Below are 19,673 nucleotides of genomic sequence, written 5' to 3'. Positions count from 1 at the left end.
ACAGTCGCCGGCCCGACACCTGCAGTTAGAAGCTCGCGTTCAATCGAGCATAGTAATAACCACCCTGCCAGCTCACTGCCGTGCCTGATGAGTACAGGCGACCACAGCAGTAGTCACCAATGCTGTCCTTCTCAGGGTAGTAATCAAACAGGTTACGCCCACCCAATGTCAGGCGAAGGGTTTCGTTGATCTGGTACTGCCCTTCCAGGTCGAAAATCACTGCCGGGTCAAACTCCTGCACCTGCCCACCATTGAAGTTCTCATACGAGCCGTAGAGGTTGGCACGTGCTACCAGGGTCAATGGTCCCACCGTATGGCGGGCTGACATCATGCCGCGCCAGGACGGGTCGAAGTTTTCGAAGTCGAACTGGTTCTCCTCGTTCAGAAATGTACTGGGATCTGAAGCAAACTCAGAGGTATTAAAGTTTAGGGATGCACTAAACGTGGTATTAGCACCCGAGTCCCAGCTTACTGGCAGCGTCGCTACCAGATCCAGTCCCTGTGTCTTGGTATCAAAGGCGTTAGTAAAGTAGAAAACACCTCCAATGGTTTCAGCGCCGACTACACTGGCATTTGCCAGCGCTAGATAATTGTCGTAAGCCGCACCTGCCGTCGGATTGGTGGATACGGGGCGCGTAGAGACTGAGTACACACGGTCGTCGACGTCGATTCGATAGAAGTCGGCAGTGAAGCTCAGTGCATCGAATTCTGCCGTCAGGCCGATGGCAAAGTTCGTCGATGTCTCGGGTCTAAGGGGGGTCGCACCGAGAGCCTGGGCAACAACTCCGCCTGCAGGGAAGAGGCCAGTTGCGACAGGGAAACCGTCCGGCAATCGGGTTGATACGTTGGTTGTGCCCTGTTGTCCAGGCGTCGGTGCCCGGAAGCCGGTGCCTACAGATGCCCGCACGCCAATGGCTTCAGTCAGACTATAGCGTCCAGCCAGCTTGCCAACGACTTCACTACCGAAATCTGAGTAGTCTTCGTAGCGAACGGCTGCCTGCATAAACAGTGCATCCGTCAGGTCTGCACTGATGTCCGTGTAGAAGGCATAGGAATCACGCTCGTAGTTATCAGAGAATTCGGGAGAGTAACCCGGGAAACCATTCGAGCCCACGCCAACTACCCGATATACCGGGTCGCTGCTGCTGGCGCAATTGAGAGATGAGCCATTGGCAATAACGGCCAGGCCTGCGCTGGTTGCTGTGCCGTTATCGTTACAGAATCCCCAGGGATCCGGGACGGCGTATGGACCAGCCTCATAGGAGACTGGCTCACCCTCGACGATTTTGTAGGTTTCATCCAGATAACTTGCTCCAAACGCCAGCAGTGCCGGAGCATCCAGTCCGACGTCCACATCCAGGCTGAAATCCGCCTGAAACTGCGTCTCCTGATTGACCAGGTCGCCAGGCTTGAACGACGTTGGAGAGTCTGGGCCCAGAGAAGGGTTGATAGTGTTGTTGAGGGTATACTCAACTTTGCTTTCCGCAGTACGACCACTGAGGTCATACATCAGACCGTTGCTCAGCTCACCCCGCAAACCGCCAACGATTGAAAAATCAAACACGTCGCCGAAGAATCGTGGTGTGAAGCCGCCCGGAAATTTTTCCAGAGGCGTGTATATGGACCCATCCTGGCGCCGGAGCTCTTCGATCGTGCCATTGCCTGGATATCTGTAGAAGAAGGGGCCGTCCGTTTCACTGCTGGAATAGTTACCAAACCCGTACAGTGTCGCTGTCGTGCTGAGAGGCATTTCAGCATTAACAAAAAAGCGTTGAGCATCGCTATTGGGTTGCCCCCAGGGCTGCACAACCTCGCCCATATCTGCCACTGCGGCCATGTAGCCGGGATCTTCGGTGTATCGGGTATAGGATGCGGTTGGGTCATATACCGGATTTGACGGATCAAGACAGAACCAGGTCTCACAATATTGTTCAGCACGTATGGTTGCATCTGACTGAGATACTTCAGCAGAAAGGTTGATGAAGCCGCTATTCGCCAGCGGTAAACCAATGTTGCCCTGTACTGTAAACTGCGAACCGTCGCCCTCGTAATACTCGCCCGTGTCTACGCTAAAGCTGGCGCCTTCGGCGCTGTCCTTGAGGATGAAGTTAATAACGCCGGCAATCGCATCAGAGCCGTACTGTGCAGCCGCACCGTCCCGAAGCACCTCTACATTCTTCAGCGCAATAGTGGGTATGGTGGCGATATCGGGGCCCTGCGTGCCCGAGCCACCGATGGAAACGAGTGCAGCGCGGTGTCTGCGCTTGGAGTTGACCAGAACCAGTGTCTTGTCAGTTGGCATGCCGCGCAGCGAGGCGGGTCGTATAAAGGTGCCGCCGTCACTGATTGGGTTTCGCGATACGTTATATGACGGAACCAGTGTTTTTAATACGTCGTTAGTGTCAGTAAACGAAACAGATTCGATGGTGTCGGCATCAAAGACGTCAATTGGAACGGGTGAGTCAGAAACAGTTCTGGGTCGGCCTCGAGAGCCGGTAACGACAACTTCTTCCAGTGTGGGCTCAGCCTCGGCAGGCTGTGCAGAGAGTTCTGCAGGGATAACTGCAAGGCCAGCGATAATGACAGCAATGGTTCGTGAAAGTGGGTTCTTTGACAGATTTGCCATGGTCACTCCTGATAGTTTTATTGGTATACAGGAGTGTTAACTGCAATCGATGTGCCACATCAAAAAAAGATATGATATAGAATAACAATTAAAAAAAGGTCACCAGTTTGGTTCGTAATAAAAGGATGTATGTTCCATAACGGTGCCGTGAAATAATTGTGTTGAAGGGGTGGGTGCTGTTATTGCACTGCTTTTAAGCGCGTTTTTAGTGATGCCTCATAATGCGACACTATTGTCATGTTCGCTCGTGGTGCAAGGGCCCAAAAACGGGGCGCTCAATCTTCAGACCACATACGCAGAAGGTTGCTGCGTGATTTTAACAGTAAGGCGAGCGTCGCCTGTTGATCTGCCTGTTGGCGCAACTGGGTGATGCTGCGTTCCAGATCAAAAAGTATCTCTCGCTGTGCAGGATCACGCACCAGACTGCGAATCCAGCCAACGATGACCAATCGCTGGCCGCGAGTCACGGGTGACACGCGGTGTAGAGTCGTTGACGGATACAGCAGCAGACTGCCTGCGTCCAGTTTAAAACTGCGCTCAGCAGATGCTTCATCGATCACCAGCTCTCCGCCCTCATAGCTGTCAGCTGCAGAGAGAAACAGTGTGAATGACAGATCGGTTCGTTGGCCGTCGATCATTGCATCGTCAACATGAAGGCCGTATTCCATGCCGGGTTCGTAGCGACTTAACAACAGCCGGACTATTGCCTTGGGACGAGCTGCCGCCTGAACCAGTTCATTAGCCAGCAATGCGTCACCTGTCTGCCGCAGGAGCCGGCTGACCAGCGGTGAGGGTTTTGCCTGCAGGTTGCGCTTCAGCGTGCGTGCATGCCATCCGGCTGTGCTGGCGCCGTCTATGAATTGAGTCTCGTCCGCAGAAAGTTCGTAGAGCGATTGCAGCAGGTGATCAGGCAAAGTCTGGCCGATGGGTAATATCATGTTAATACAATTGAGAATGATTATTGATTGTAGTAAGCTTCTTGCAGTTTACACGCTACAGTCGCTTAAACTGAAGTGTTTTTTGAAAAGACGTGTTGAAAAGAGGAGTGGGTATGGAGTCCAAGCATAAGCTCTGGCTGGGTCTTGGCGCAGTCTGTATGGCCGGAACCATGGTTTCTTGTGCGGGTTCGTCCGGCATGGACGGCATGGATCACAGTGCGATGGCCATGAGTGTGTCCGAGGGCGGTGAAGGTGGAGAAGGCGGCGAAGGCGGAGAAGGTGGTGAGGGTGGCGAAGGCGCCAGCAGCGTCGCTTCGGTCAGCAACGATGCCGTCTACCTGGGACAGCTCGGTTTTATCCGCGGGCACCTGATGGTTGGCGTTGACCTTTACCGTGCAGGCGATCGCGCTGCTGCCGAAACACATATGAAGCATCCCGAAGCAGAAATTTATGCGGCGTTGGTGCCCGCTCTGAACGCGCGCGGTGCACCCGGCTTCGCCAGCGAGCTGGAGGCTCTGGCAGTTGCCGTGGAACGTCGCCAGCCGCTGTCTGATGTGGAAGCTGCTTATGCCAACCTGCTGCAGGGAATCGCTGCAGCTGAAGATGTGGTCGAAGACCCTGACGCTGGATTGCTGGGTGAGGTTATTGTTGATCTCGTGAGCACTGCGGCTGCTGAATACGACATTGCTGCAGGTGATGACCTGAGCCTGGAGAATGCCCATGAGTACCAGGATTCTTTCGGTTTCATGCGAGTGGCGTATGACGTGCTGGACCGAATAGAGGCGATGGGCGCCGATGCAGGAGTCACTGGCCGCATACGTGAGCAAATGGACAGCATCATGCCCACCTGGTCTGGTGTGCAACCGCCGCAGCAGTTGCCGACTCAGCCAGCTGTGCTTTATGGCGCGGCCAGCCGCATCGAGCTGGCGGCTTCTGGTCTGTAATTCAGCCTGACTGGGAATCCTCTGGCCGCTCGACCGAGCGGCCAGACTCAGTCGGTCAACTCCAGTGCTACGGCAACCGCTTCGCCGCCACCGATACAAAGGCTGGCGATGCCCCGCTGTTTGCCAAGTCTCTGTAGCGCGTAAATCAAAGTAACGATAATTCGCGCTCCCGAGGCTCCTACCGGGTGGCCCAGTGCACAGGCACCACCATGAATATTGACCTTGTCGTGGTTCAGCCCCAGTTCCTGCATGGCCAGCATGGGTACCATCGCAAACGCCTCATTAATTTCGAACAGATCCACATCGTCGACAGACCAGCCTGTCTGGTGCAGCACTTTTTCGATGGCACCAATCGGGGCAATTGTGAATTCGCCGGGATGACGCGCATGACTGGCCTGCGCACGCAGACGGGCAACAGGTTTGAGTCCCGATGCTTTCGCCACCGCCTCGCGGGCCAGCACCAGTGCGGCCGCACCGTCGGAGATTGAGGAAGAGTTGGCCGCGGTAATGGTTCCTTCCGCAGAGAACGCCGGGCGCAGCTGAGGGATCTTGTCGATATTGGCTTTTCCTGGCTGTTCATCGTGACGGACAGTGACTTCCTGTTTACCGGCCTTCACCGTCACTGGAACTGTTTCGGCGTCAAACCAGCCCTTGTCTATCGCTGCCTTGGCACGTGTCAGCGAGGAGATCGCGTAGTCATCCATCTGTTGGCGCGTGAGACCAAATTTGTCCGCCGTTTCCTGGGCAAAGCTGCCCATCAGTCTGCCCGTGTAGGCATCCTCCAGTCCGTCCAGAAACATATGGTCTTTCAATTCGCCGTGACCAAGTCGCAGGCCGCCCCGCGCCTTGGGTATCAGGTAAGGCGCCTGCGTCATATTTTCTATACCGCCCGCAAGCACGACGTCGGCATGGCCAGCGAGGATCTGATCCATGCCCATCATGACGGTTTTCATGCCGGAACCACACATTTTGTTGACGGTTGTGCAGGGCGTTGTAACAGCCAGGCCTGCTCCCAGCGCAACCTGTCTCGCTGGTGCCTGGGCAAGCCCGGCGGGGAGCACACAACCCATCAACACGTCGTCGATCGCCTCAGGGTGCTGGGCCGGATCCAGTCCGGCGCGTTCCAGTGCCGCGCGTGCGGCGGCTGTCCCGAGGGCTGGCGCAGCCGTATTGCTGAAGACGCCCTGAAAGCCGCCAATGGCAGTGCGGGCGCCACCGAGTATCACCACAGATTGGTCAGTCATGTGCGATTGTCCTGTGTCCTGAATTTGCTGAATGTGATTAGTGATTGCTGCGCATCTGGCGAAGCCGCTGACGGCATTGGCGCTCAAATTCCTTGAGCTCGTGCAGGCTGAGCTGGATGTCTTCAAGTTGCTGTTTGAGTATCTGCTTGCGCTCTTCAATTTTTTCGAGCACGCGGCTGAGCTGGGCCAGTTCGCCGGTCGAGGACGAATCATAAAGCTCGAACAGCTCGCCAATTTCATCCAGCGAGAAACCCAGACGCTTGCCGCGCAGAATCAGTTTCAGACGCGTATGGTCACGTTGGCTGTATAGCCTGTTGCGACCTTCGCGCTCGGGGCTGAGTAATCCTTCGCTTTCATAAAAACGGATGGCACGTGTGGTGATGTCAAACTCTTTGGCCAGCTGCGAAATGCTGTAGGTTTTATTGCCACTTTCGCGTGGATCGAGCGCGTTGGTGCGCAGAAACGTATCGCTGAGTACCTGGGAAATGTCGGGCATGGAAGTAATTCTTTTTTGTTGGATTCAATGACAAGTGTCTTGATTGACGTTGACGTTAACGTCAATATAATAAACCACCACCAGCCACACATCAATTAGAGCACTGCCAAATGCCTCAGCCTTCGCGTTCCAGCTTTCCCCGCTTCGTCACTGCGGCCAGTCTGTTTGATGGTCATGATGCTGCCATCAATATCATGCGCCGTATGCTGCAGGCGGCAGGTGCAGAGGTCATTCACCTGGCGCATAACCGCTCTGTGCAGGAGGTCGTGGAGGCGGCATTGCAGGAAGATGTGCAGGGCATTGCAATCAGCTCATATCAGGGCGGACATGTTGAGTACTTCAGCTACATGATCGACATGCTGCGCGAACGCGGAGCCGGACACATTAAGGTTTTCGGAGGTGGCGGTGGCGTCATCATTCCATCCGAGATCAAGCAGTTGCACGATTACGGCGTGACACGGATTTACTCGCCTGAGGACGGTCAGAAGATGGGTTTGCAGGGCATGATCGATGACATGCTGCAACGCCTGGCCAACGATCAACAGGCTGCGCCAGTTGTGGATCTGGATGCCATGCTGACAGGCGACCGGCTGCAGCTGGCGCGCTTTATCAGTCACCTGGAGAACGGCAATGTCAGTACTGAACAGCGCGAGTATTTGCGCGAACATACCAATCCGGTCAATCGCGCGCCAGTGCTGGGGATAACCGGCACGGGCGGTGCAGGAAAATCCTCACTGACCGACGAAGTCATTCTGCGAATTCGACAGGACAGTGGTGATGATCTGCGGGTGGCCGTGCTTGCCATCGACCCCACCCGGCGTCGCACGGGTGGCGCCTTGCTGGGTGACCGGGTCCGTATGAACGCCATCTACCATCCTTCAGTGTATATGCGCTCGATCGCCACGCGCGGCGCAGAGACAGAAGTGCCAGCCTGCATGCGCGACATCATCAACGCTGTGCGCGTTTCCGGGTTTGATCTGGTGATTGTCGAAACACCTGGCATTGGTCAGGGTGACGCTGGCATCGTGCCATTTGTCGATGCCTCGCTGTATGTGATGACGCCTGAGTTTGGCGCGGCCAGTCAGCTGGAAAAAATCGACATGCTGGACTACGCCGATGTAGTCGCGATCAACAAGTTCGACCGCAAGGGCGCAGACGACGCGCTACGCGATGTCAGCAAACAGGTGCAACGTAACCGCATGGCCTTTGATCGTGACACTGATCAGATGCCGGTGTACGGTACCATCGCCTCCCATTTTAACGATGATGGTGTTACTGCGCTTTATCAGGCCTTGCTGGCTGTGCTGCGCAAGAAAGGTTTGAAGGAGTTTGACAGCCAGCTGCCGGCCGTCAAGCGGCGTACCTCTACTCTTCAGAGTGCCGTTGTGCCCGCCCAGCGACAGCGCTATCTGGCGGAAATTGCTGACACTATTCGCAGTTACCGTCGCCATGTTGAGCAGCAGTCTATGCTGGCACGGGAGATTCAACAGCTTGAAGCATCTGCGGCGATGATGGGCCAGGCTGACAGTGACACTGCTGTGGCGCAACTAAAGGCGCTGGCTGATCAGCGTGCTCAACAGCTGGACGGCGAGAGTCATGACCTTCTGGCTAAGTGGCCACAACTAATGCAGGACTATGCCGCCGATGAGCTGGTTGTGCACGTCCGAGATAAGGAAGTACGCACTTCGCTGGTAACGACCAGTCTGTCTGGTACACGTATCCCTAAAATTGTACTGCCGCGTTTCACTGATCATGGTGATCTGCTGCGCTGGCTGATGCTGGAGAACGTACCGGGTCGCTTTCCTTACACGGCAGGTGTATTCGCATTTAAGCGAGAGGGCGAAGATCCCACACGGATGTTCGCTGGCGAGGGCGATGCATTTCGCACCAATCGTCGGTTCAAGGCGCTGTCGGAATACTCCGACGCCAAGCGCCTGTCTACAGCATTTGACTCGGTCACGCTGTACGGCTTTGATCCGGACGAGCGTCCGGACATCTATGGCAAGGTGGGTAACTCGGGTGTCTCGATCGCGACGCTTGATGATATGAAAGCGCTGTATGACGGATTCGATCTTTGCCACCCCAACACCTCGGTATCGATGACCATCAATGGGCCGGCGCCGACCATCCTGGCCATGTTTCTGAATGCAGCCATTGACCAGCAACTGACGGCCTTTGAACGCGAGCAGGGCCGTGCGCCGTCGACAGAGGAGTCTTCACAGATTCGCGCACGTGCGCTGCAGTCCGTGCGTGGCACAGTGCAGGCTGACATCCTGAAAGAAGATCAGGGTCAGAATACCTGTATTTTTTCCACCGAGTTTAGCCTCAAAGTGATGGGCGACATCCAGGAATACTTCATCGAAAACAGGGTGCGTAATTTCTATTCGGTGTCCATCTCCGGCTATCACATTGCCGAAGCCGGCGCCAACCCCATCTCGCAACTGGCATTTACGCTGTCCAATGGCTTTACCTTCGTGGAGGCCTGGCTGGCTCGGGGCATGAAGATCGACGACTTTGCGCCGAATCTGTCCTTCTTTTTCTCTAATGGCATGGATCCCGAGTACACAGTGCTGGGGCGTGTGGCCCGTCGGATCTGGGCGGTGGCGATGCGTGAAAAGTACGGCGCCAATGATCGTAGCCAGAAACTTAAATATCACATCCAGACCTCGGGCCGCTCATTGCACGCACAGGAGATGTCATTCAACGATATCCGCACCACCCTGCAGGCACTTGTTGCCATCTATGACAACTGCAACAGCCTGCACACCAATGCCTACGATGAGGCCGTCACGACGCCCACCGGCGAGTCTGTGCGTCGCGCCATGGCGATTCAATTGATCATTAACAAAGAGTGGGGACTGGCGAAGAACGAGAATCCCAATCAGGGCGCGTTCATTATTGATGAGCTGACTGATTTGGTGGAAGAGGCCGTGCTGCAGGAGTTCGAGCGCATCGCTGAACGTGGCGGTGTGCTGGGTGCCATGGAGACCGGTTATCAGCGCGGGAAGATCCAGGACGAGTCCATGTTGTACGAGCACCGCAAGCACGACGGCTCGCTGCCCATAGTGGGCGTGAACACCTTCCTCAACCCGGATGGCGAGGACGACAACAGTGAATTCAATATGGAGCTGGCCCGCTCTACCGAAGAGGAAAAAATAAGCCAGATCAAACGGCTGCGCGCATTCCATCGCCAGCATGCAAATGTGTCTGACGCGGCGTTGGCGCGCCTCAAGGAGGCCGCCCGCGCCAACGAAAATGTATTCGCCGAATTGATGAATGCCGTGCGGGTCTGTTCCCTGGGCCAGATCACTCAGGCGTTCTTTGAGGTGGGCGGGCAGTATCGTCGGAATATGTAGACTATGGGGATTATCAGTCTTCCACAAACAGTCGCAGGCGCTCAATTGCCTGGTCCCACTGTGCTGAGGCCATTTCCAGATAGGATCTGGCCTGATTCAGACCGGCACCATCAAATACATAATGCGTTTTGCGGCCTTCGCGTTGACTGGTCACCAGCCTGGCACGTTCGAGTACCTGCAGATGTTTGGTGACCGCCTGTCGCGTCAGGCCGCTGCCGTCTGTCAGATCTACAATCGCATGCGCTTGACCGTCCTGTAATCTTGAAAGCAGTTCCAGACGTGTCGGGTCTCCCAGAGCCGCAAACACAGTTACGGCCTCTTCTGGCAGGAGCGGCCTGGCCGGATCAGCTGACATAAGCTTTGATGTGCTCCGCCTGTATGTCCCAGCCCTGCGTGTTGTTGCGAATGATTAAGTCCCGGCTGTCATCCGGTAATGCCGCGAACCCGGATTCTGTAATCGTCAGACGTGTCCCGCCATCTATCGGTTCCAGTCGAAACTCGACGCGTGTGGTGGGTCGCTGCGCCAGGGGCAGGTGTGCATCAACATTATCGTGGTGCCAGTGAAAGGAGAACAGTGACTCTGGTTCCATGGTTTCTATGGTCGCCAACCATTCGTATCCCTCGTAACCTGGGTAGGTGGTCAGGCCCGTGGAGCGACTGCCAGGTGCAAAGGGTTCATTAAGATCAACGCGAAACCATTCGCCGAACTGTCGATAGTCTGTCAGTGCCTGCCAGACACGGGACTGGCTTGCCTTCAGGTCAACAACTTTGACCAGAGTGTCCTGTTTGTTCATGGGGTGCTCCCGGTGTCAATAGTTTATATGCAACCATAAGGTTGCATATTGTGCATTTTATTGCAAGCGGTCTCTATGCGCAAATGTCGGGTGTTACAGATGACGGCCTGCGGTTACAATCGCGAAACAATAAATTTGAGTGGGTGCAGTAATGCTGAGCTGGTTGTTGGCCTATCTGGGGCTGGGCGCAGTGACCGGGCTGCTTGCGGGACTTTTCGGGATTGGTGGTGGTGCAGTCATGGTGCCGGTGCTGACCGTACTGTTCGCGCAACAGGGTTTCGTGTCTGATTATGTTGTGCACCTTGCGCTCGGCACCTCCATGGCCACTATTATCCCGACATCGATTGCCAGTCTGCGCGCCCATCATAGCCGTGGGGCCGTGCTCTGGCCTGCTGTTCGCGGACTGGCCCCAGGCATTATTGTCGGTACCTTTGCAGCAACATTTTTGGCAGCCTATCTCTCTCCGCGCCCTCTGGCGATTTTCTTCTTCTGCTTCATGTGCTTCGTGGCGGTGCAGATGACTCTGAATCGCAAGCCGCCACCTTCCCGTCAACTGCCTGGCGCGGCATCGTTGGCCGGTGTTGGCAGTATCATTGGGGGCATCTCTGCGCTGGTGGCGATAGGTGGTGGCACCATGACGGTACCGTTTCTGACCTGGTGTAATACCCGTATACAGACGGCGATTGGCACCTCGGCAGCGGTCGGTTTGCCGATTGCGCTGGCCGGTACCCTGGGTTATCTGATCAATGGCTGGTCTATCGCAGATCTGCCGGCATTAAGCTGGGGATTTATCTACTGGCCAGCGGTGCTGGTCATGGCGCTGGCCAGTCAGCTCAGTGCGCCTGTCGGCGTCAGACTGGCACACAGCCTGCCGGTTGCGACGCTCAAGAAGCTATTCGCAGCTCTGGTGATTGTGCTGGCCTTGCAGATGTTGAGAACAGTGTTGGGGTAATTGACGAGGTAATTGGATGACAAGCTACTGGTTGGTGAAAACCGAGCCTGATGAGTGCAGTATTGATGACTTTGCCTCACAAGCCGACAAACCGATCGTCTGGGAGGGCGTGCGCAATTATCAGGCGCGAAATTATCTGCGGCAGATGTCCGAAGGTGATGAGGTGTTCATATATCACTCCAGCTGCAAGCATATCGGTGTCGCAGGCATAGCACGCGTTGTTAAAGCGGCTTACCCTGATCCGGCGCAGTTTGATCCGCGATCAAGCTACCACGACCCCAAAAGCAGTGCTGACAAGCCGCGCTGGGACGCAGTCGATCTTGTGTTTGTTCGCAGGTTTGAGCGCTTAATTCCACTAGATGAGATAAAGGCCAATCCGGAGCTGCTTGAGTTGCCGCTGGTCAAAAAAGGTAACCGGCTTTCTGTGATGCCGGTTAGCCAGTCGGAGTGGCGGACCATGCTGAGGTCGGCCAGCTGAGGGTGGTCAGTCCGTGATCAGCCTCAGCAGGCCTTGCCTGATGTTTGCCAGCAGGCTCAGCCTTGCGCGGTTGCCGGCCTGCCACTACGGCTCCGATCGACCGGGCGCTGGTAACGGCTTATATCCAGGCCATCGCTGCGGATTGCAGGTCGATGACCGCTGATGATGTCACTCAACACTTGCGCCGAGCCACAAGACATGGTCCAGCCCAGCGTGCCGTGACCGGTATTGAGGTACAGGTTGTGCAGCTGGGTCGCGCCGACCACTGGTGTGCCGTCCGGCGTCATGGGTCGCAGACCGGTCCAGTATTCAGCCTTGCTTACATCGCCGCCTTCCGGGAACAGATCCCCGATCACCATTTGCAGTGTCTGCAGCGGGCGCTTGCGCAAGCTCAGGTCGTGCCCTGCGAGCTCTGCCATGCCACCCACGCGAATACGCTGGTCGAATCGAGTGATGGCAACTTTGTAGGTTTCGTCCATCAAGGTTGATACCGGAGCGCGAGCATCGTCTGTCACCGGAATGGTCAGAGAGTAGCCCTTGACCGGATACACAGGCAGCCTGATGCCAAGTGGAGCCAGCAACTCTGGAGAGTAGCTGCCCAGCGCGAGGATATAATTGTCAGCAACCAGCTCTTGCGGCTCGGCACCGTTATTCCGCTTACAGATCGTCACCGATTTGATGCGGGTGTCATCGCTGTTCAGCTTTGTGATGTCTGTGCCATAGCGGAATTCCACACCAAGCGCACGGCAGCGTTTCTCCAGTTCAACCGTAAACATGTGACAGTCGCCGGTTTCATCCAGTGGCAGGCGCAAACCACCGGCCAGTTTGTCGCGGCTCTGTGCCAGGCCTGGCTCTGCACTCACACAGGCTTCAGCATCCAGCAATTCGTAGGGGACACCCAGTTCCTTGAGCACGGCGATATCTCGTGTCGCTGCGTCCATCTGGGTATTGGTGCGGAACAGCTGCAGTGTGCCACGGCGGCGCTGCTCGTAGTCGATGCCGGTTTCATTCCGCAGCGCAATCAGGCAGTGGCGGCTGTGGTCAGCCAACCGCATCATTCGTTCCTTGTTGACCTGATAGCGCGCAGAAGTGCAGTTGCTCAGCATTTGCCACATCCAGCGATACTGTTCCATGTCCGCGGTGGGACGGATTGCCAGTGGTGCGTGGCGTGACATGAGCCATTTAATCGCTTTCAGGGGCACGCCGGGCGCTGCCCATGGCGCTGAGTAGCCGGGAGAGACCATACCGGCATTGGCAAAACTGGTTTCCTTCGCCGGTCCATACTGGCGATCAATCACAGTCACCTGATGTCCGGCTTTGGCCAGATACCAGGCGCTGGTCATACCGATAACGCCGCTTCCCATCACAATGCAGTGCATAGTATTTCCTGTCGACTGTTTCATGCTGACTCACCTCAATTAACTTCGGTGTCAGTTTCTGGAACATATTGTAAGTGTTCAGCACTGCGTGTATTTTTTGTATTAACTGGTTAAGGCAGTAATTATTACTGCAATTTTTTAAAAATTCAGAGGTAATCAATGAAAACGCGCAGAGCTTCGAGTCGTGAACTGGACAAAATAGATCGCCAGATCTTACGCATATTGCAAAAAGAGGCGCGGATTTCCTTCGTCGAGCTCGGCGAGCGGGTGGGTCTGTCGACCTCACCCTGTATGGAGCGTGTGAAACGTCTGGAGCGGGAAAAATTTATCCTGTCCTACGGCGCGCGGCTCAATCCGCACAAGCTGCACGCCAGTCTGCTGGTGTTTGTGGAAATCAGCCTGACTTCCAAATCCGCCAGTATTTTTGATGATTTTCGCAAGGCTGCGACCAAGCTGCCGCATGTGATGGAATGCCATCTGGTATCGGGTGATTTCGACTACCTGGTCAAGGCCCGCATATCCGAGATGGCCTCCTACCGCCAGTTGTTGGGCGATATCCTGCTGAAACTGCCCGGTGTGCGGGAATCGAAGAGTTACATCGTCATGGAGGAAATCAAGGAGACGCTGGATATCCCCGTGCCAGAAGAGGTGATTGTATAGGACTCGGTCACCTGCATGGAGCCACCCGGAAAATTCACTACCTGCTCACGGCCCAGCAGGGTTTGCGGGTCGCTGAACAGCAGGGTTGCTTCCCCACTGGGCTGACCTGCAACGATGATGCTGAAACTCAGGCTGTCGCCTCCGCCAGTCAGACTGTCTGCCTGAACCCAGTTCTGAACTCCGCCATCAGCGTGATCCGGCGGCTGCACGGAGGTGAGCCTTGCCAGATTGTGCAGGATCCCCATGCGCGTCAGACCGATGACCAGCGCTTCGCGAAGTGCAGCAGGCTGGGCGACGGCAAACTGATTGTCACCATTGCCACCGACCAGGCCGGTATCCGTGCTGCCAAGATGCAGCGATACTGGTTCGCCACCAAAGCTGCCGTCAGCACGCAGTGAGGTCTGATTGTCGCCCATGATGGTTAAGGTGCCACGCAATTCGGCCGCAAAGGCACCCGTGGCGATGACTTCAAATGAGACTGTTAACGTGGGACTGTTGAGAAGCTCGGCTTCCAGCGTCGCCAGTTGCTGCTCAGGTGTGGGCCTGCTTGAGCAGGCAGAGCCAACTACAATCAACAGTAATCCGCAGCAGAATCGATGGAGTCCTGTCAGAGATGTTTTGCTCATCAGTGCTGTCCCCGCATGAGTTGATCCAGGTCCAGGCTGCGCGAGGTTCAAAAAGGCTGGAAACCAGCGCCTGCTCGGTTCACAATTCCTGACATGATTATAGGCAATTCTGGAGCAAAGTCATGAGCGCGAATCCACAAACCCTGTTTGATAAACGTCCGTCCCATATCCCGGCTGAGGAATGGCAGGTGCGCGTGGATCTGGCAGCAGCCTACCGTCTGGTCGCCCACTTTGGTTGGGATGATCTGATATTTACGCATCTTTCGGCGCGTGTGCCAGGCAATCACCATCACTTTCTGATTAACCCCTACGGCATGATGTTCCATGAGATCACCGCCTCATCCCTGGTTAAAGTTGATCACGAGGGTGCCGTGGTGGCGGATAATGGCTATGGCGTCAATCCCGCCGGTTTCACGATTCACAGCGCCGTGCATATGGCCCGACCTGACGCGGGCAGCGTCATGCACCTCCACAACCACGCGGGTACTGCCGTCTCGGCTCAGAAGGAAGGCCTGCTGCCCATCACACAGACGGCCATGCTGGTGCATCCGCGCGTGACTTACCATGACTATGAGGGTGTGGCTCTGAATCTAGACGAGCGTGAACGCATTGTCCGTGACCTCGGTGACAAGGACATTATGATACTGCGCAATCATGGCACCCTGACACTAGGCAAAGGTGTGCCCGAGGCCTTCACCTTGATGTACTTTCTTGAAAACGCCTGTGAGAAACAGATTCGCGCGCAGGCCGGCGGCGAGCTGCACTTCCCATCTGCCGAAGCGATAGAGACGACCCGCAAGCAGTCCGAAACCCTTCCCAAAGTGGCCAAACTGCTCTGGCCAGGCCTGCTGCGTACGTTGGACGCCAAGGATCCCGGTTACCGACAGTGAGGCCGACATGCACTACACCAGGCTGGATATTACTGAGACCGAAGGCTACCAGGCATTGCTGGACGCGTATCGTGTTGACGAGGCCAGCCATGTAAAACGACTTTGCAGTCAGCTGCAGTGGTCGCAGGCGACGCTGGATGAAGTGCAGCAACGGGCTCGCGATCTGGTTGCCACGGTTCGTGCCAATCGGCGCAATGGTTCGGGCGTTGATGCATTGATGCAGGAATACCAGCTGTCCAGTGATGAAGGTGTGGTGCTGATGTGTCTGGCCGAGGCCTTGCTGCGCATTCCCGACAGCGATACGGCTGATCGGCTGATTGAGGACAAACTGGCCAGCGGCAACTGGGGCAGTCACCTGGGTAAAAGTGACTCTTTGTTTGTAAATGCCTCGACCTGGGGGCTGATGCTGTCCGGACGAATCATGGCCCCGTTGGATACCGAGCAGGGCCAGCATGTATTCAGGCAGTTTGCGCAGCGCTGCGGCGAACCCATGGTCCGGCAGGCAGTTCGCCAGGCTATGCGCATAATGGCAAGACATTTTGTGATGGGTCGCACGATTGATGAGGCTCTCAAGCGCCGCGATACCGACTACCGTTACTCCTTCGATATGCTGGGTGAAGCCGCCAGGACGCAGCCAGACAGCCAACGCTATTTCAAAGCCTATGCAGCGTCCATTCACGCTATCGGAAAAACTGTGGCTGAGCACACATCTCCTATCAAGGCGCCAGGTATCTCGATAAAGCTGTCGGCTCTGCATCCGCGATACGAATTGTCACAGGCCGATCGTGTGATGACTGAGCTGATCCCAAAGGCACGAGAGCTGGCACTGCTTGCCAGGCGCTACGATATCGGACTGACGGTCGATGCCGAAGAAGCTGACCGACTTGATCTGACGCTCGCTGTGTTTGCTGCACTGGCTCATGATCCGGCACTGAGCGGATGGGATGGCCTGGGCCTGGCCGTCCAGGCGTATCAGAAGCGCTGTTTTGATCTGCTGGACTTGCTTGCTGAACTGGCGCTGAGTTCACAACGCAGACTGATGGTGCGGCTGGTCAAGGGGGCTTACTGGGATAGTGAAATCAAACGCGCACAGGAGCGGGGGCTGGCAAGCTATCCGGTATTCACACGCAAGGTGTGCACTGACGTTTCCTACCTGGCCTGCGCACAGAAACTGCTGAACTACCATGAGCTCCTCTACCCGCAGTTCGCCACGCACAATGCCTACACGGTGGCAGCAATTCTTACGCTGGCGGGTGACTATCGTGACTTTGAATTTCAGCGCCTGCATGGCATGGGTGGCCCGTTATATGACCAGTTGCTGGCGAATTCTCGCGATCTGGTATGTCGCGTTTACGCGCCGGTTGGCAGTCATGAGGACCTGTTGCCGTATCTGGTCAGACGGTTGCTGGAGAATGGGGCCAATACCTCGTTCGTCAATCGTATTCTGGATGACCAGGCGCCTATTGAATCACTGATCCAGCATCCGCATTTGCAGATTGCGAGCCTGGAAAAAATATCGCACCCGAGAATCCCTTTACCTGTTGAGCTTTATCCTGATCGCGTCAATTCCGCAGGCATCGACCTTCACGACACCGAAACATTGGCTGCACTGCAGGGGGACTGGAAGCGAGAGCTGCAAAGGATCAATTCCGCCCAGCACTCGCCCAGCAGCGACGCTGATATCGAGAGGGCACTGGCGACCGCCCATGCCAGTTTCGAAGACTGGGATGCCACGGAGGTAGAACAACGAGCACGGTGTCTGGAAAATCTTGCTCGGTTGCTGGAAGTAGAAACGCCAAGATTGATGGCGCTGTGCACAACTGAAGGCGGAAAAACAATCACGGATGGCGTCGCTGAGGTCCGCGAGGCAGTTGATTTTTGCCGATACTATGCGCTGCAGGCGCGCCGTGAGTTTACCGTGCGTACGCTGCCAGGGCCAACCGGCGAGCTTAATCAGTGGCGGCTGCGTGGCAAAGGTGTTTTTGTCTGTATCAGTCCGTGGAATTTTCCATTGGCGATTTTCCTGGGGCAGGTCACAGCCGCACTCGTGGCTGGCAACAGCGTCGTTGCCAAGCCAGCCGAACAGACGCCAGCAGTGGCCATCGCAGCGGCTGAGCTGATTCATCAGGCCGGGATTCCCAAAGAGGTTTTCCAGTTGGTGCTGGGTGGGGAGAAGACGGGTCGGAGACTGGTCAGGGACAGCCGGGTGGCCGGTGTTGCCTTTACCGGTTCCACAGCGGCGGCGCGCTCCATCAATCAGTCACTTGCCGCACGTGATGCAGCTATCGCGACATTGATAGCGGAAACGGGTGGTCTTAACGCCATGATCGTGGACTCGTCGGCGCTGCTGGAGCAGGTGGTTACTGACGTGCTTCAATCGGGCTTTCAAAGTGCCGGTCAGCGTTGCTCTGCATTGCGCATTTTGCTGGTTCAGGAAGACATCGCAGATGAGCTGATCCGCTTGCTGGCAGGGGCCATGGACGAGCTGTGTATCGGCGATCCCGCCAGGCTGGCAACTGATGTGGGCCCTGTAATTGATGCGGAAGCTTATGAGCGCCTTACACAGCATACTGACTTCCTGGATAGCAATGCCCGCTGCCGTAAACGCTGTGCCTTGCCAGAGGAGCTTCCGTCAACGCTCTATTTCCCGCCGCAACTGTATGAAATTACCAGTATTGACCAGATACAGGAGGAGGTTTTTGGGCCAATCGTTCATCTGTTGCGGTATCACTCTGCCGACCTGGACAAGCGCATAGATGAGATAAATGCGACCGGTTATGGTCTGACCTTCGGTATTCACAGCCGCATAGACAGCCGTGCACGACTGATTGCATCGCGCATCAGGGCCGGCAATGTGTACGTCAATCGCAATATGATCGGTGCCATTGTTGGAGTCCAGCCCTTCGGCGGCACGGGTCTGTCGGGCACGGGCCCCAAGGCCGGTGGGCCGCATTACCTCAGTCGATTCGCCACGGAACAGTCAATCAGTACCAACACCACCGCAGCGGGCGGCAATGCCTCACTAATGGCCATGTCGGACGATGATTCGTGAGTCCAGACTGACGTGTTCGCCTATCTGAGCCTGTTTGTGGTGGCGTTTGTTGCGGCTACTCTGTTGCCTGCCTCATCCGAAGCACTGTTGCTCACATTGCGTCAGCAGGGGTACCTGCTGTGGGCTTTGTGGCTGGCTGCAACGGCCGGTAACACCCTGGGTTCCTGTGTCAACTGGTGGCTGGGGCGGGAGATTCTCAGGTTTCAGCATCGTCGCTGGTTTCCGGCCGACGAGAAAACGCTGGAGCGCGCCAGTGGCCAGTTCGCGCGATTTGGCAGCTGGAGTCTGTTGTTCGCCTGGCTTCCCATAGTCGGTGATCCACTTACCTTTGTCGCCGGTATATTACGGATACGCTTCGATCTGTTTCTGTTGCTGGTAGCAACTGGCAAGGCTGCACGTTACGCCTTAGTGTTGATGATCGGACATTCTTTACTCGGTATTTCCGCCTGATTTTCGTTAACTGCTTAAAAGTCCTGACAAAATGTAACAAACAGGCCTGTCAGCTATTAGGTAGGATGGGAATCTCTTCGGCGAAGTGGGAGAACCAATGCTCAATGTAAAAACCGTTCCAATACTCATGCTTGCCAGCACCAGCCTGTTGTGGGGCATGAGCTCTGCACAAGCGCAGGAAAATACCGCTGAACTTTCCACTGAATCCCCCGCACGAGAGGCTGCGACCGATGGCACTGTCATCTATCCGGCTTCTTTTTTCACACCCTACAATCCGGTATCTGTGAGTGACATGCTGGATCGGATACCTGGTGTGTCGGTTGGTGGCGGTGGCGGCGGTGGTCGGGGCCTTGGTACTGGGGGCGACGTGCTGATTAACGGTCAGCGTATGGCAGGTAAGGAGAATTCACCCCGCGACCAGCTTGACCGGATTGCTGCCCAGGAGGTGGAACGTATCGAAATCATAAGGGGTACGTCTGCCGAGCTGGATGTTCGCGGATCCGGTCAGGTCGTCAACGTGGTTCTGGCAGATGCCAACAACCGATCCAGCACGACCGTTGAGCTTGTTGGGCGCTGGAATCATGATCAGACAGCAGAGGCAGGTGCTTCAGTATCGCACAGCAGGCAAATCGGCAATTTGCAGGGGCTGATCAATATTGAAGCGCGCCCAATTACGAAAACCGCGAGAGCACAGAGCTTCAATATGACCCGGCCGGACAGCCTATTGGATCCCTTTTTGAAAGCAATGTCCGCGATCAGGACATACTCGAGATTGCAGGTAATATAGG

Annotated in this window: 17 protein-coding genes; 9 read left to right on the top strand and 8 right to left on the bottom strand. The window is 55.9% G+C overall.

The features are described from left to right. Positions 1-25: 25 nt before the first annotated feature. Both QGM61_RS00565 and QGM61_RS00560 read right to left on the bottom strand, forming a co-directional pair. Complete coding sequence (locus QGM61_RS00565) at positions 26-2,626, bottom strand: TonB-dependent receptor plug domain-containing protein (RefSeq protein ID WP_237133330.1); 2,601 nt, start codon at positions 2,624-2,626, stop codon at positions 26-28. 275 nt (positions 2,627-2,901) lie between these two features. Further along, the gene (locus tag QGM61_RS00560) at positions 2,902-3,564 is read right to left on the bottom strand and encodes a Fe2+-dependent dioxygenase (protein WP_281131494.1); all 663 of its coding nucleotides are present in this window, start codon (positions 3,562-3,564) and stop codon (positions 2,902-2,904) included. A 113-nt stretch (positions 3,565-3,677) separates the two neighbouring features. Between QGM61_RS00560 and QGM61_RS00555 the strand changes: the two genes are divergently transcribed. Further along, positions 3,678-4,508, top strand: a complete 831-nt coding sequence (locus QGM61_RS00555; protein ID WP_281131493.1) for a hypothetical protein — start codon at positions 3,678-3,680, stop codon at positions 4,506-4,508. 47 nt (positions 4,509-4,555) lie between these two features. Here the strand turns inward: QGM61_RS00555 and QGM61_RS00550 are convergent, their stop codons facing one another. Together QGM61_RS00550 and QGM61_RS00545 are read right to left on the bottom strand one after the other, a co-directional pair. Further along, complete coding sequence (locus QGM61_RS00550) at positions 4,556-5,752, bottom strand: thiolase family protein (protein WP_281131492.1); 1,197 nt, start codon at positions 5,750-5,752, stop codon at positions 4,556-4,558. Positions 5,753-5,789: 37 nt separating this feature from the next. Beyond that, positions 5,790-6,248, bottom strand: a complete 459-nt coding sequence (locus tag QGM61_RS00545) for a MerR family transcriptional regulator (RefSeq protein WP_237133334.1) — start codon at positions 6,246-6,248, stop codon at positions 5,790-5,792. Between the two features lie 110 nt (positions 6,249-6,358). On the opposite strand from QGM61_RS00545, the gene icmF reads away from it, so the two are divergent. After that, entirely contained in the window at positions 6,359-9,604 is a 3,246-nt protein-coding gene (icmF, locus tag QGM61_RS00540; RefSeq protein ID WP_281131491.1) for a fused isobutyryl-CoA mutase/GTPase IcmF, read from the top strand. A 13-nt stretch (positions 9,605-9,617) separates the two neighbouring features. Here the strand turns inward: icmF and QGM61_RS00535 are convergent, their stop codons facing one another. Both QGM61_RS00535 and QGM61_RS00530 read right to left on the bottom strand, forming a co-directional pair. Further along, a complete protein-coding gene (locus QGM61_RS00535) occupies positions 9,618-9,959 on the bottom strand; it encodes an ArsR/SmtB family transcription factor (protein WP_281131490.1) in 342 nt (113 codons plus the stop codon). Beyond that, positions 9,949-10,398: an SRPBCC family protein gene (locus QGM61_RS00530; protein ID WP_237133337.1), complete on the bottom strand. Its 450-nt coding sequence runs from the start codon at positions 10,396-10,398 to the stop codon at positions 9,949-9,951. The genes QGM61_RS00535 and QGM61_RS00530 overlap by 11 nt, the downstream gene beginning before the upstream one ends. Before the next feature lie 151 nt (positions 10,399-10,549). Between QGM61_RS00530 and QGM61_RS00525 the strand changes: the two genes are divergently transcribed. Then, on the top strand, positions 10,550-11,350 hold the full coding sequence (locus QGM61_RS00525; RefSeq protein WP_237133338.1) for a sulfite exporter TauE/SafE family protein: 801 nt from the start codon (positions 10,550-10,552) through the stop codon (positions 11,348-11,350). A gap of 16 nt (positions 11,351-11,366) precedes the next feature. Next, positions 11,367-11,828, top strand: a complete 462-nt coding sequence (locus QGM61_RS00520; protein ID WP_281131489.1) for an EVE domain-containing protein — start codon at positions 11,367-11,369, stop codon at positions 11,826-11,828. A 56-nt stretch (positions 11,829-11,884) separates the two neighbouring features. On the opposite strand, the gene QGM61_RS00515 is transcribed toward QGM61_RS00520, so the two are convergent. Beyond that, on the bottom strand, positions 11,885-13,207 hold the full coding sequence (locus tag QGM61_RS00515; protein ID WP_281132050.1) for a D-amino acid dehydrogenase: 1,323 nt from the start codon (positions 13,205-13,207) through the stop codon (positions 11,885-11,887). Between the two features lie 159 nt (positions 13,208-13,366). On the opposite strand from QGM61_RS00515, the gene QGM61_RS00510 reads away from it, so the two are divergent. Then, positions 13,367-13,867: an Lrp/AsnC ligand binding domain-containing protein gene (locus QGM61_RS00510; protein WP_237133340.1), complete on the top strand. Its 501-nt coding sequence runs from the start codon at positions 13,367-13,369 to the stop codon at positions 13,865-13,867. Here the strand turns inward: QGM61_RS00510 and QGM61_RS00505 are convergent. Continuing rightward, positions 13,801-14,493 (bottom strand): hypothetical protein, encoded by a 693-nt coding sequence (locus QGM61_RS00505; RefSeq protein ID WP_281131488.1) that lies wholly within the window; start codon positions 14,491-14,493, stop codon positions 13,801-13,803. The two genes, QGM61_RS00510 and QGM61_RS00505, sit on opposite strands and share 67 nt — an antisense overlap. A gap of 122 nt (positions 14,494-14,615) precedes the next feature. Here QGM61_RS00505 and QGM61_RS00500 point away from each other — a divergent pair, with 122 nt between their 5' ends. From QGM61_RS00500 to QGM61_RS00485, 4 genes are all read left to right on the top strand, one after another. Further along, positions 14,616-15,383, top strand: a complete 768-nt coding sequence (locus QGM61_RS00500; RefSeq protein WP_237133342.1) for a class II aldolase/adducin family protein — start codon at positions 14,616-14,618, stop codon at positions 15,381-15,383. 7 nt (positions 15,384-15,390) lie between these two features. Continuing rightward, positions 15,391-18,435, top strand: coding sequence for a bifunctional proline dehydrogenase/L-glutamate gamma-semialdehyde dehydrogenase PutA (gene putA, locus QGM61_RS00495; RefSeq protein WP_281131487.1), 3,045 nt, complete (start codon positions 15,391-15,393; stop codon positions 18,433-18,435). A gap of 12 nt (positions 18,436-18,447) precedes the next feature. Beyond that, the gene (locus tag QGM61_RS00490; RefSeq protein ID WP_237133344.1) at positions 18,448-18,885 is read left to right on the top strand and encodes a YqaA family protein; all 438 of its coding nucleotides are present in this window, start codon (positions 18,448-18,450) and stop codon (positions 18,883-18,885) included. Between the two features lie 97 nt (positions 18,886-18,982). Beyond that, a complete protein-coding gene (locus QGM61_RS00485; protein ID WP_281131486.1) occupies positions 18,983-19,672 on the top strand; it encodes a TonB-dependent receptor plug domain-containing protein in 690 nt (229 codons plus the stop codon). Position 19,673: the final 1 nt, after the last annotated feature.

The sequence above is a fragment of the Pseudohongiella sp. SYSU M77423 genome, from assembly GCF_029911965.1.
Taxonomy (GTDB): Bacteria; Pseudomonadota; Gammaproteobacteria; order Pseudomonadales; family Pseudohongiellaceae; genus Pseudohongiella.
The sequence above is the reverse complement of the archived record's forward strand: the minus strand, read 5'-3'. Positions and strand labels throughout refer to the sequence as shown.

Excerpts from the sequence above, each read along its gene's own strand:
- QGM61_RS00565 (WP_237133330.1), bottom strand. The coding sequence starts at position 2,626 with ATGGCAAATCTGTCAAAGAACCCACTTTCACGAACCATTGCTGTCATT.
- QGM61_RS00560 (WP_281131494.1), bottom strand. The coding sequence starts at position 3,564 with ATGATATTACCCATCGGCCAGACTTTGCCTGATCACCTGCTGCAATCG.
- QGM61_RS00555 (WP_281131493.1), top strand. The coding sequence starts at position 3,678 with ATGGAGTCCAAGCATAAGCTCTGGCTGGGTCTTGGCGCAGTCTGTATG.
- QGM61_RS00550 (WP_281131492.1), bottom strand. The coding sequence starts at position 5,752 with ATGACTGACCAATCTGTGGTGATACTCGGTGGCGCCCGCACTGCCATT.
- QGM61_RS00545 (WP_237133334.1), bottom strand. The coding sequence starts at position 6,248 with ATGCCCGACATTTCCCAGGTACTCAGCGATACGTTTCTGCGCACCAAC.
- icmF (WP_281131491.1), top strand. The coding sequence starts at position 6,359 with ATGCCTCAGCCTTCGCGTTCCAGCTTTCCCCGCTTCGTCACTGCGGCC.
- QGM61_RS00535 (WP_281131490.1), bottom strand. The coding sequence starts at position 9,959 with ATGTCAGCTGATCCGGCCAGGCCGCTCCTGCCAGAAGAGGCCGTAACT.
- QGM61_RS00530 (WP_237133337.1), bottom strand. The coding sequence starts at position 10,398 with ATGAACAAACAGGACACTCTGGTCAAAGTTGTTGACCTGAAGGCAAGC.
- QGM61_RS00525 (WP_237133338.1), top strand. The coding sequence starts at position 10,550 with ATGCTGAGCTGGTTGTTGGCCTATCTGGGGCTGGGCGCAGTGACCGGG.
- QGM61_RS00520 (WP_281131489.1), top strand. The coding sequence starts at position 11,367 with ATGACAAGCTACTGGTTGGTGAAAACCGAGCCTGATGAGTGCAGTATT.
- QGM61_RS00515 (WP_281132050.1), bottom strand. The coding sequence starts at position 13,207 with ATGCACTGCATTGTGATGGGAAGCGGCGTTATCGGTATGACCAGCGCC.
- QGM61_RS00510 (WP_237133340.1), top strand. The coding sequence starts at position 13,367 with ATGAAAACGCGCAGAGCTTCGAGTCGTGAACTGGACAAAATAGATCGC.
- QGM61_RS00505 (WP_281131488.1), bottom strand. The coding sequence starts at position 14,493 with ATGAGCAAAACATCTCTGACAGGACTCCATCGATTCTGCTGCGGATTA.
- QGM61_RS00500 (WP_237133342.1), top strand. The coding sequence starts at position 14,616 with ATGAGCGCGAATCCACAAACCCTGTTTGATAAACGTCCGTCCCATATC.
- putA (WP_281131487.1), top strand. The coding sequence starts at position 15,391 with ATGCACTACACCAGGCTGGATATTACTGAGACCGAAGGCTACCAGGCA.
- QGM61_RS00485 (WP_281131486.1), top strand. The coding sequence starts at position 18,983 with ATGCTCAATGTAAAAACCGTTCCAATACTCATGCTTGCCAGCACCAGC.